At 39.9% G+C, this 11,590-nt stretch carries 11 protein-coding genes; 2 read left to right on the plus strand and 9 right to left on the minus strand.

Going from position 1 to position 11,590, the window contains the following annotated elements; translation table 11 throughout:
• Positions 1-36: 36 nt before the first annotated feature.
• The 3 genes from GBI66_RS10395 to GBI66_RS10405 all read right to left on the minus strand — a co-directional run bounded on the left by GBI66_RS10395 (position 37) and on the right by GBI66_RS10405 (position 2,484).
• The gene (locus GBI66_RS10395; protein WP_005210765.1) at positions 37-219 is read right to left on the minus strand and encodes a hypothetical protein; all 183 of its coding nucleotides are present in this window, start codon (positions 217-219) and stop codon (positions 37-39) included.
• 212 nt (positions 220-431) lie between these two features.
• A complete protein-coding gene (locus tag GBI66_RS10400) occupies positions 432-2,054 on the minus strand; it encodes a mechanosensitive ion channel (RefSeq protein WP_151716038.1) in 1,623 nt (540 codons plus the stop codon).
• Between the two features lie 229 nt (positions 2,055-2,283).
• The gene (locus GBI66_RS10405; protein WP_005191248.1) at positions 2,284-2,484 is read right to left on the minus strand and encodes a hypothetical protein; all 201 of its coding nucleotides are present in this window, start codon (positions 2,482-2,484) and stop codon (positions 2,284-2,286) included.
• 204 nt (positions 2,485-2,688) lie between these two features.
• On the opposite strand from GBI66_RS10405, the gene GBI66_RS10410 reads away from it, so the two are divergent.
• Positions 2,689-3,111: a hypothetical protein gene (locus GBI66_RS10410; protein WP_005191251.1), complete on the plus strand. Its 423-nt coding sequence runs from the start codon at positions 2,689-2,691 to the stop codon at positions 3,109-3,111.
• 27 nt (positions 3,112-3,138) lie between these two features.
• Here GBI66_RS10410 and GBI66_RS10415 read toward each other — a convergent pair whose 3' ends face one another.
• Complete coding sequence (locus tag GBI66_RS10415) at positions 3,139-3,900, minus strand: ferredoxin--NADP reductase (RefSeq protein WP_151716039.1); 762 nt, start codon at positions 3,898-3,900, stop codon at positions 3,139-3,141.
• Between the two features lie 85 nt (positions 3,901-3,985).
• Between GBI66_RS10415 and gigC the strand changes: the two genes are divergently transcribed.
• The gene (gigC, locus tag GBI66_RS10420; protein WP_151716040.1) at positions 3,986-4,870 is read left to right on the plus strand and encodes a LysR family transcriptional regulator GigC; all 885 of its coding nucleotides are present in this window, start codon (positions 3,986-3,988) and stop codon (positions 4,868-4,870) included.
• 51 nt (positions 4,871-4,921) lie between these two features.
• Here gigC and GBI66_RS10425 read toward each other — a convergent pair whose 3' ends face one another.
• From GBI66_RS10425 to nuoM, 5 genes are all read right to left on the minus strand, one after another.
• Entirely contained in the window at positions 4,922-6,982 is a 2,061-nt protein-coding gene (locus GBI66_RS10425) for a TonB-dependent siderophore receptor (RefSeq protein WP_151716085.1), read from the minus strand.
• Positions 6,983-7,334: 352 nt separating this feature from the next.
• On the minus strand, positions 7,335-7,625 hold the full coding sequence (locus GBI66_RS10430; protein WP_005191262.1) for a cold shock domain-containing protein: 291 nt from the start codon (positions 7,623-7,625) through the stop codon (positions 7,335-7,337).
• A 123-nt stretch (positions 7,626-7,748) separates the two neighbouring features.
• Entirely contained in the window at positions 7,749-8,384 is a 636-nt protein-coding gene (gene upp / locus GBI66_RS10435; RefSeq protein ID WP_017402053.1) for a uracil phosphoribosyltransferase, read from the minus strand.
• A 106-nt stretch (positions 8,385-8,490) separates the two neighbouring features.
• Complete coding sequence (nuoN, locus tag GBI66_RS10440; RefSeq protein WP_005191265.1) at positions 8,491-9,987, minus strand: NADH-quinone oxidoreductase subunit NuoN; 1,497 nt, start codon at positions 9,985-9,987, stop codon at positions 8,491-8,493.
• 3 nt (positions 9,988-9,990) lie between these two features.
• Complete coding sequence (gene nuoM, locus GBI66_RS10445; RefSeq protein ID WP_005191270.1) at positions 9,991-11,589, minus strand: NADH-quinone oxidoreductase subunit M; 1,599 nt, start codon at positions 11,587-11,589, stop codon at positions 9,991-9,993.
• Position 11,590: the final 1 nt, after the last annotated feature.

Genomic DNA, 11,590 nt, shown 5'->3' on the forward strand with positions numbered 1-11,590 from the left:
ATAACAGCTTTCAGACTTCTTACGATGAGGTCTGCTCTAGTTATGTTCATCAGAAGAGTTGGCTGCTTCTGATGTTGAAATTTGCTGGCTACTTTCAAGCGGTTTCTCTTTAGAAGAAGAGTTTGATTTAGTAATCACAAACTTATAAGCACTCGCTAAAAATCCGACAGTAATACCTGCAATAATAATCGGTGCGAATACTCGATTTGGCCTCTTCATTTCATTCTCCTATAGACTTTTTATTTAGAGACTAGAGATACTTTATCTATAAATGAATTGCTTTTTAGGTCAATTTTTTGATTTGAGGCGTTTAAGCCTGCTCAAAATGCCGATTACAATCTCAAAATAAAGCTCAATAGCGCTTATACAAACAAAACGACCACCCTGCTTAGAGTGGTCGAATTGATTAAAAAAATCAAAGATTATTTTTACTATTCATCCGAATATGGCGGAGTTGGTGGTGTTGGATTCGCCGGAGTATCTGATGACGTTGGCGTCGGACTTACAGGAGTCGTTGGTGCTGTTGGGCTCACAGGAACTACTGGCTTAACCTCATCCTTATGCAACGGATTTGGTTTATTACCTTCAGTTTTTGCTTTATCTAAAAGATCCGTCAGCAAACGTTCAGCAGGTTGACGTCCTCCTAGACCAAAGGCCAATGCAAATGCGACTGCAACTGAACCAAGTGTTAAACCAAATGCCAAATTCACAATGGAATCAGCGATACCCATGGCTTTTAAACCCATTGCAATCACTAAGCCCATAATGAGAATACGAACCAGATTGCCTAACCAGCGTGAACTGTTGTATTCACCACGTTGTACGATATTCGCAACAATATTGGCCAACCAAAAGCCGATCACTAGAATCACAGCACCAAGCAGGATGCTTGCACCAAACTGGATAAACATCGCAATCAATACGCTAACTTGCTCTAATCCAAGTCGATTGGCTGCTTCTGAAACTGCAAACAGCATGGTAAAGAAAACAATTAAACAACCGATCACGTCAGAAACACGGGTTTGTCCAAGGAAGCGTTGTAAATCCAGCTTCATTGGAATTTCATCAACGCCTGCGCCAGAGATCAGCTCAGCCACTAAACGCCCCACAAAACGAGAGACGATATAAGCCACAATTAGAATCAAACCAGCTGCAATGATTTGTGGAATTGCATACATGATTTGATTGAGCATGGCTGTTGCAGGTTGAGAAATCGCTTGAATACCAAGAGCTTCAAAGGCCACAATTAAAGTGGTAATAATGATGATGGCAAACACAAATGAGCCTAAGAATTTAGACACATTGGAGTTTTTAAACAGCCCCACCTTCTCCGCTTGTGCTTGCAAACCCAGACTATTACTCAAGCCTTCAACTATGCCACGCACAATTTTCGCAAGTATATAGCCCACAAAAATGATTACGCCTGTAATAAACAGATTCGGTAGATAAGCAATTGCTTCATTCACCATATTCTGTACAGGGATCAGCAGACCAGTTAGACCTAAAATCGATAAAACAATTGGTAAGAACAGTAATAGAACCAACCAGTAAAAAATCTCGCCGATATTGGTACTGAGTGAACTCACACCAACTTCGCCACTTAATTTCTCATCTAACTCAGTTCTGGAAAGTACATTTGTTAGACCTGCACGAACCAAACGTGCAACAATCCAGCCAATGAAACCCACAGCAACAGCAGCCAGCAAGTTCGGTATATAAGCGAGGACGCGACCCACCATATTGCTAAATGGATCGCTCACACCACTAATATTTAAAACATTTAAAGCACCGACTACTGCAAGGATCATCACAAACCAAAACACCAGTTTGGACACGAGATTCTCAATATTTGGAGTACGACCCGTTGCTGTTGACAACTTGTGATTGGTATCAAGTTTTTGCAATAATTTCTTTACGCCTGCTGCAATAACTAAAGCAACAATCCAACCAACAAGTAGGATGACAACAGCAGCAAAGATAGGATGAAATTGATCCCAGTAGTACATTGCATCAAATCCTCCGCGATTGGAGGGGTCACTAAAAAAATCATTCATGTTGTTATCCTTATAGTGTGTTTTTAAATCTTGCTAAAAATCCATTGATAAACGCTCTAGCATTAAGAACATGATTTATGGATACTTCCACCATAGTTTTTGTCTATTTTCCAATCAATCAATGGCAGCACTAATACAACAAAAAGGTCTCATAATTTTGCAAAAAAGCTCATTGATTCACACCAATGAGCTTTGTTTATGAATTAGTTTGGTCTAAAGATATGCCTGCTTAAGCATTCAGAATAGCCGACTGCATATGTGACATGATCACTTGAGCAGTTGGATTGGCTGAATGATCAGCAACCATATATACAAGTAATGCAATCAGGAAGATTCCCACTAAAATCAGAATATAAACTGGTAATCTTCTCTTTTTGGTAATTTCTTCTTTGCTCGCCACATGAGGTTGTGGCTTACTAAAATCATGCATGATAGCAGCCCTCATCCTTGTTACTTTTCAAGTTTTATATTAACAATACCCTATGTAGCATTGTGTGAAGAAGCTTCGGACTATCGTTGCAGCAGTTGCAGAACTCTACTTTTATTATTTTATTTTTTGTTTAAAATATAGTCGGTTTTAGAATACGTTAAAATAAGCTATAATACGCGCCTTCTTTCTCAGCCGTTCTGCTTTATGTCCTATAGCCAGCAAAGTGTTTCTCTTGATTTAGACACTGATGTCACACATCAATGTTTTTTACATCACACACGCGATGAACATTTGATTGGAATTATTGAGTTTAATAAACCAAGCTATATCCTGAAATGGGGCGATTTAGAGTACTTCCGTCGTCGTACTGAAGAATTTTCAGTGATGCCATTGCCTGATTGTATCAATGCAATGATTGTCGATATTCGCAATGTACAGCCATTTTTAGACAATGAAGTTCCAATCCTGCCTTGGCGTTTACTTGAAGAAGATTGTCCAGTTCGTCTGGTCGTCCCACAAGATCGCTTGGAACATTATATCGGGCTGTTTGAACCAACCTGGTTAACCACAGATGTGGATACCGCGATTCAAGAAATTCGTGAATTTATGGATATGTTTGTTCATTAAAACATATCCTCTTCCACGCATGACTTATTACCAATAATTTTCTACCGCAATATTGCCTTCGCCACGACGATTCATGATTAAACCTCGTTGCTTCAGCGCTTCTTTGGTATCTTCCACCATTTGTGGATTACCACATAACATCACATGACTACTGTCTTTGTTAAAAGGTAGGCCCGCTGCTTTTTCTAATTCACCATTGCCAATTAAAACAGGCAAACGATCATGCAGGGCTGCATTCGGATTACGGGTAATGATTGGAATGAACTTAAAGCCCGTATGCCCCTCACCAAACAATGCCACAATCTCTTGGATACGTTCGACATAAGCCAGTTCAGATGCCGTGCGTACACTGTAAACCAGATTGATATGCTGATATTTATTCCATGTTTCAAAGTCTTGTAACATCGATAAAAACGGTGCTAACCCTGTGCCTGTACCCAATAACCACAAATCCTGCGGCAAAGGCTGCTGATAACGTGCCAGCGTTAAATACCCATAAGAGATTTTTTCAAGATAAAGCTCATCACCCACTTTTAGATGTTGTAGATTCGAGGTAAATGCCCCATCTGGAACAACAATTGAAAAGAATTCTAAAGTTTCATCGAAGGGTGAAGATACAACTGAATAAGCACGAACAACCAATTCCCCTTCAACCATTAAACCAATACGCGCGAACTGACCTGCGGTAAATTTAAAATGAGCTGGTCGGGTCATCGTGAAACTAAACAAATTATGAGTCCAACGGTGTACAGACAAAACCTTTTCTAAGCTAAATTTTTCAATTGACATGATTTGAACGTGGCACGAAACAGTAGGCTCATGTTAGCATGATCGAATAATTGATGGATACTCAAAAACATTAAGGCTATTTAACATGCGCATGACATTACGCCAGTTGGCTGTTTTCGTGGCGGTCGCTCAAGAAGGAACTGTTACCAAAGCGAGCGATGCTGTCCGACTTACACAAAGTGCGGCAAGTATGGCTTTAGCAGATTTAGAAGATGGTCTCGGTGCACCACTCTTTGATCGTTTGGGTAAACGATTACAACTCAATGATTTGGGACGTTTTTTACTCCCACAAGCTTTAGAAATTTTAGGTCGCTGTGATTCTTTTGAACAGGCGGCTAAGGGTGAATTGCAAAGCATTGATCTGCGTTTAGGCGCAACGCTTACCATCAGTGATTATTTAATGCCTGATTTGATGGCTGACTTCTTACAACGTCATCCAAAAGCCCATTTACAATTACAAGTCGGCAATACCCGTCAAATGATTGAAGCCGTCAATCAATTTCAACTGGATTTAGCTTTAATTGAAGGCTCTTGCCATTTACCCCAATTGCAATGCATCCATTGGCGTGATGACGAGTTAGCAGTTTGTTGTGCACCTGATCATCCCTTAGCACAGTTGAACCGCCCAATCAGTCCAGCTGATTTTAATGATGTTGAATGGATTTTACGTGAGGAAGGTTCAGGTACACGTGAAGTGTTTGACAATGCTATTTTACAAGACCTTCCTGATGCCAATATCCGTTTAACGTTGGGTCATAATGAAGCGATTTTAAAAATTGTCGCGGGCGGTTTAGGTATGTCTTGTGTTTCTAGACTGGCAATTGAGCCTTTACAAGAAAAAGGTCAGTTGGTGATTATCGATACACCTTTCTGGGAATTAACTCGCCCCCTCTACATGCTCGTGCATCGTCAGAAGTATCAAGGACCAGGATTAAAAGCCTTTTTGCAATTCTGCGAAGATCAGGTTTAATTTATTTAAGAATAAAAAACGCTTCCGATTGGAAGCGTTTTTTATTTTCATTTAGAAGTCGAAACTCACACCCAACTTATAGGTACGACCTGTACCAATAATGGCATAGTCATTGTTAAATACACCTGCCCAATGCTTTTTGTCAGCAACATTATCAATATTTGCTTTAAATGTTGTATCCACACCACCAATTTTTGCTTTGTACTTAGCACCTAAATCAAAAATAGTGTAATCAGGTAATTCCAAAGTATTTGTGTTATTTAAATACTGTTTACTCACATAGGTCGCACGTGTATTTACACTCAAGCCATCAATTTGTGGAATCTTATAATCTAAGGCCAAACCAGCAGTAAGATCAGGTATGCCATAAATTGTTTTTCCTTCAAGAGCAGGTGTTCCAGACTTAATATATTCAGCATCGATATAAGCTAGATTTCCAAGCAAGCTTAAATCTTCAGTAATATTACCTGAGAATGACCACTCGATCCCACGTGAACGAGTTTCAGCATCATCTTTAACGATTGATGTAGCACTATCTAAATAAGCTTCTGGTTTTTCAATTTGATATAGCGCTAAAGTATTTAACCAAGAACCCATTTGATGCTTCGCACCAATTTCGTATTGCTTAGTCTGGTAGGGTGCTAAAGTTTCACCTTTATTTTTCGCAGTTGGATAAGTAATGTCAGAAATGGTTACGCCTTCAGATAAACCTTCAACATAGCTCGCATAAAAAGCAAGATTTTCAGCAAAAGGCTTAATAACAATACCTATACTTGGTGAAACCTTATCTGCTGAGTAATCAGTTTTTCTGAATAAGTTTTTGGTATCAATATCTTGATAGCGCGCACCTAAAATCAACTGTAACTTATCATCCAACATTGAAACTTGGTCAGTCAAAGTATAGCTCACATACTTATTGTCCCCATAAGGTACTATTTTAGGATAGCTGGTTGGCATTGCCCCAGTGTTTAATGGATCATATAAATTAGTATTAAAGGCCGACACTGTTGCTGCACCGTGCTGCCAATATTTACGCGTTAAATAATCTGCTCGAACACCAACAGTATGTTTGATACTTCCTGTTTCAAACTTTGCTTCGACACCAGTGTTTGCAGCAACATTATGTTCCTGAGTCCCTACTCGATAATATTGAGATGTTGCAGCACCTGTTTCAGCATTTTGTACAATCATTCGCGTACCAAAAAGATGGCCTGAATATTCTTTTTCAGTATATCCAACTCCTGCAAATACTTTTAGATCAGGGTTGAACTTGTATTCACCTGACAATCCAGCATATTGGCTATTCTGCTTTCCTTCAATTTTTGGAAAATAGTTATTATTACCATCAGGAGCTGCAATCACTTGCTTGATTGTTCCCATTGAGACCATTGCCGGTGAACCACCTTCACGATCATCTCGCATCGCATATGCATCAAAATTTAACTTTAATTTATCTGTCGTATAGTCAAGTGCAAGTACGCCAGTTGCATTGGTATCATCCATTCCATCTATAAGATGTTCCCCTGTACCATATGAGCCACTAGCTCTGATACCAAATTCATTATTTGTGCCTAAGCGACGAGATACATCAAAACCTGATTTATAGTATCCCCCATCTTCATAACTCGCTGAAACTTGAGTCAGCTCTCGATTGGCACGTTTAGTCTGAACCATTACAACGCCACCAACACTACCTGCTGGTGCCATTCCAGCAACTAAAGCATTTGGACCTTTTAATAGAGTCACTGACTCAAGAATATCTGTAGGAATACGTCCAGTCGGTGCCATTCCAAACAAGCCGTTTAGGTTATAGTCTTCAAATCCAACACTAAAACCACGAATCTGAACATTTTCATTTAAATGCCCAGCATTGGTTGTTTCACGAATACTTGGATCATTTCTTAATACTTCTGAAACAGTGGCAGCTTGCTGATCTTGAATCAACTTATCCGAATAAGTCATGACAGAAAACGGGGTATCAATAATAGATTTATTGCCTAAGCTACCCAAATTTGAATTTTTCTTGAGCTTACCAGCAGCATAACTCTCTTGTTGATCAGCTTTTACGGTAATGGTTGGTAAAACGGTATTGTCTTCAGCAACAGCAAACATCGGCAAAGCAATGAGAGATAAAAATAATATATTCTTTTTCAAGTGATCAAACCCCGATAAAAATTTGACCACAGTATATAAGATAAATTAACAAATGATAATAAAAATCATTAATAAAATAATACCCATTTATTTAATAAATATAAAAATCTCATGATGAGAATTCATATAATTTATTTTAACTCAATAACCTATGAAATGCTTTTTGCCTCTCGGACTTAGTTCAACAGCTGATTAGCCACAATAGAGCAATTAAAAGGCGATCGTATTTAGATCCTATAGAAAGAAAAAGAGGCTAAAAGCCTCTTTTCTCATCATAATTCAAGCACAGTGAAGAGCGAGCAAAACCCAATTAACGACGGAAGTTCGATAACAGTTCGGTTGTGATCGAATTATTGTGCGTCGCTATTTTAGTTTTTCTGGTTTTCGCTGGATTTGGATCAACAAGCTCAATTTTTGTGGCTTTGTACTTCCCGTCATTTTCAACGACCACAAATTTCACTTTTTCATTTCTTTTCGGTTCGCCACCAGCTGGATACTCGGAAATATGAAAAAACACATCCCCTTCAGAGGTCCCAATAAAACCAAAGCCTTTGTCTGGATTATATTGTTTAATTTTTCCCTGATAGAACTCTTGCTTCATGACATTTATCCTACTTTGCAAATCTGATCATCACAGTATATAAAAATAAAAAAGAGACTTTCAATCTATCCCCAAAACTGCTTCAGGATGAGATCAAGTCTCTTTTTATGAATGTTTCAAAAATCAGTCTTTTTGAACACTACCAAAAATCTTGTCGCCAGCATCACCCAGACCAGGAACAATATAGCCTTCTTCATTCAGACCTTGGTCAATCGATGCGGTATAGATCAACACATCAGGATGTGCAGCTTCTACTTTCGCAACACCTTCTGGCGCAGCAACCAAGACCATGACACGAATATCTTTACAGCCACTTGCTTTCAATACATCAATTGCAGCAATTAAAGAATTACCTGTTGCAAGCATTGGATCAATAATCATGGCTAAGCGATTGGCAACATCAGGCACCAACTTTTTATAGTACGTGCGCACTTCTAAAGTTGCTTCATCACGCTCTAAACCTAAGACACTCACTTTCGCGCTTGGAATCAGGCTAAGAACGCCCTCAAGCATACCAATACCAGCACGCAAGATAGGAACAATGGTGATTTTCTTCCCTGCGATACGCTGAGTTGAGACTTTCCCTGCCCACCCATCAATTTCATGATCAACAACAGGAAGATCCTTTGTTGCTTCATAAGTCAGTAACATCGTGACTTCTTGCGCTAATTCACGGAAGTTCTTGGTACTAATATCTGAACGACGTAATAAACCAAGTTTATGGCGAATAAGCGGATGACGGATTTCTTGAATCGACACGAATGAGTACCTAGGTAATATTAATCTCACTCCATTATAAAGTGTTTTTTTACTCATCAATAAAAAAGCCTCCAACTTTGGAGGCTTTTTTGTACAAATCCGACGATTACTGTTGTTGAGACAACATAAAGTGCAATGGAGAAAGGATCTCTGCCTTCAATGCCAAGTTAATCATTGGGTCTGGATAAACACCCATCACCAATACTAATAACGCAGCAGCAAGGACCATAAGACCACCGACTTTACTTCCCCAATGGGCATCCGCATCAATACGTGGTACATCTGGTGGAGTCATATACATCACTACCATCACACGTAAATAGTAATACAAACCGATACCACTACCCACCACGATCATTGCAGCCAAGAACCAGTGTTGCGTTGTCACCGCAGCCATCACCACCAAGAACTTACCAATGAAGCCTGCTGTTAATGGAATACCGGCTAAAGACAACATCATTACAGTTAATGTTGCAGTCAAGATCGGACGGCGCCAGAACAAACCACGGTAGTCTGCAAGACTTTGTGCTTCATCGACGTTGTTATACGGGCTCGACATTAATGCAACCGCACCAAATGCACCGATTGTAGTCAATACATAGGTAATTACATAAACAGTCACACTACCAAGACTTGCATAAGTCATGCTGATTAAAGCAATCAACAAATAACCGAAGTGTGCAATCGATGAATAACCCAAGATACGTTTCAAGTTGACTTGACGAACTGCAAGTAAGTTACCCACTACGATCGACAATACCGCAATGATGGTAATGACTGTCACTAATGATTCAACCAAGATTGCACCAGAAGTCAGTAAGTAACGTACAAATAGACCAATCGTTGCAACTTTCGCAGCCGTTGCCAAGAAGGTTGCCATAGGCGCTGGTGCACCTGCATACACATCTGGCGTCCATTTATGGAATGGCGCAAGTGAAAGTTTGAATGCAACAGCAAAGGTAATTAAACCTAAGCCCAATAACACCATTGGTTGTTTGATCGCAGCAAACAATGCCTGAACAGAGTCATAGAATGACAATGAACCCGTGTATGCATAGATATAAGCCATACCCATGAGCAACATTGCAGAAGCAGTCGCAGAAAGTACAAGGTATTTAATCCCTGCTTCCAAAGACTGACTACGTTGATAGGTATATGCCAACATGCCGTATACAGGAATCGACATCAATTCTAAGCTGATGAAGAAAGCAGCATAGTGTGAGCTTGAAACCAACAACATTGCGCCTGTCACTGAACACAGTAACAAGATATACAATTCTTCGCGGTTGTCCTTATAGGTCTCAATATAGGCATGAGATAAAGTACAGCACGCTAAAGCAGCAATCAAAATCAGGAATTGATAGAGCATGGTAAATGGATCAACCATAAACATGCCCATCACGTTTACTGGTGCAAAGTGCCCACTAAACATGGTGTATCCAATATAAATTGCAGCTAGGTTTAAACCCACAACCGAAGTTGTTGCAATCAGATTGTGATTACGCTTAATCGCAGTTAATAACATCACGACGATTGCGGTCAAAGCCACAATCATCACGGGAGCAAGTGGCATTAGCTCAGAAAAAGAAATTGTGAAGTTCATGATTTATTGCATCTCCACATGTTCAAGTTGAGTTGCAGCCTGTTGAACAGTTTCGACAACTTCTTGTACTGGCATATAACTATTTACTAACCATTGCATGCTTGAATGAGACATATCCAAGAATGTTTGCGGGTAAATACCTAACCAAACTAAACCGATCGCACAGATCATCAAAATAGTGACTTCACGTGCAGATAGATCTTTAAGCGGACTAGTATAGTGCTGTTTTTGCTCTGGGTTTGGTTCACCAAATAATGCTTTGTGAATCAGAATCAGACCATATAGACCAGCAAATACCAAGCTTACTGCTGCAATGATCGTGAACGCTGGATAAGCTTTGAATGAACCCATCAAGATCAGGAATTCACCAATAAAGTTACCTAGACCTGGTACACCAACCAATGCTGCAACAAAGAACATCAAGAAGAATGGCAAGTATTGCAGTTGGCCACGAAGACCACCCATCAAGCGTAAATCACGTGTATGTAAACGCTCATACACTTGACCCGACATAATGAACAATGCAGCAGATGACAAACCATGTGCCAACATCATGATCATGAGGCCTTGGAAAGTCAGGATATTACCTGCATAAATTGCAAGTAAGATGAAACCCATGTGCGAAATAGACGTGTACGCAAGTAAGCGTTTCATATCTGTTTGTTGATACGCTAAGAATGCACCGTAGAAAATACCAATCAAGCCCAGAATAATGGCGATATCAGCAAATTGTGCTGATGCTGCTGGGAAGAATGGAATTACGAAACGAAGCAAACCGTACGCAGCTGTTTTAATCAAGATACCCGCTAAATCCACAGAACCCGCTGTTGGTGCTTGCGCATGCGCATCAGGCAACCAACCGTGTAATGGGAATACTGGTAATTTCACCGCAAAACCGATGAAGAAACACAGCATGAATGCATAAGCAACTTCAGGTGGTAAGTGGTTCGCAACAGCCAATAGATAGTTGTAATCGAAACCGATCATACCTGTCATCATGTATCCATAGACTACAAGGCCTAAGATACCGATCAACATGATCAAACCAGCGATTTGAGTATATAAGAAGAATTTAGTTGCAGCATAAACACGCGAACGACCATTCGACCCAGAGTGTCCCCATAACGCAATCAAGAAGTAGATTGGTACGAGCATCATCTCCCAGAAGAAGAAGAACAAGAATAAGTCAATCGCCAAGAATACACCGATGACCCCACCCAGACTCCAAAGTAAGTTTAAATGGAAGAAACCAACGTTCTTTTGAATCTCACCCCATGAACAGCCAACTGCAAGTACACCCAGTAATGCAGTCAACAACACCATAAGTAGAGATAAACCATCCACCGCTAAGTGAATGCTAATGCCTAAAGTCTGAATCCATGGAAGATGGAATTCAGCCGCCCAAGTCGGGACTTTACCGCCCAACTCGTAGCTAAATGTACCACTTTGCCACAGTGCAATGCCCAAACCGAAGGTAATCAACATACCAATCAAGGCAATCCAGCGCGGCAAATGTTGGTCGTATTTATCGACTAACCAACAAATAAAACCAGCAATGAAAGGAACTAAAATCAGTGCGGGTAAAATTAAATTGTTTTCCATT

The organism is Acinetobacter sp. TUM15071, assembly GCF_008980925.1.
Lineage (GTDB): Bacteria > Pseudomonadota > Gammaproteobacteria > Pseudomonadales > Moraxellaceae > Acinetobacter > Acinetobacter dispersus.

What these genes read in the sequence shown, in the direction of transcription:
- GBI66_RS10405 (WP_005191248.1), bottom strand. Translation starts at nt 2,484, where the DNA reads ATGCATGATTTTAGTAAGCCACAACCTCATGTGGCGAGCAAAGAAGAA.
- nuoN (WP_005191265.1), bottom strand. Translation starts at nt 9,987, where the DNA reads ATGAACTTCACAATTTCTTTTTCTGAGCTAATGCCACTTGCTCCCGTG.
- GBI66_RS10415 (WP_151716039.1), bottom strand. Translation starts at nt 3,900, where the DNA reads ATGTCAATTGAAAAATTTAGCTTAGAAAAGGTTTTGTCTGTACACCGT.
- GBI66_RS10430 (WP_005191262.1), bottom strand. Translation starts at nt 7,625, where the DNA reads ATGAAGCAAGAGTTCTATCAGGGAAAAATTAAACAATATAATCCAGAC.
- GBI66_RS10410 (WP_005191251.1), top strand. Translation starts at nt 2,689, where the DNA reads ATGTCCTATAGCCAGCAAAGTGTTTCTCTTGATTTAGACACTGATGTC.
- GBI66_RS10395 (WP_005210765.1), bottom strand. Translation starts at nt 219, where the DNA reads ATGAAGAGGCCAAATCGAGTATTCGCACCGATTATTATTGCAGGTATT.
- GBI66_RS10425 (WP_151716085.1), bottom strand. Translation starts at nt 6,982, where the DNA reads ATGTTTGCTGTTGCTGAAGACAATACCGTTTTACCAACCATTACCGTA.
- nuoM (WP_005191270.1), bottom strand. Translation starts at nt 11,589, where the DNA reads ATGGAAAACAATTTAATTTTACCCGCACTGATTTTAGTTCCTTTCATT.
- gigC (WP_151716040.1), top strand. Translation starts at nt 3,986, where the DNA reads ATGCGCATGACATTACGCCAGTTGGCTGTTTTCGTGGCGGTCGCTCAA.
- GBI66_RS10400 (WP_151716038.1), bottom strand. Translation starts at nt 2,054, where the DNA reads ATGAATGATTTTTTTAGTGACCCCTCCAATCGCGGAGGATTTGATGCA.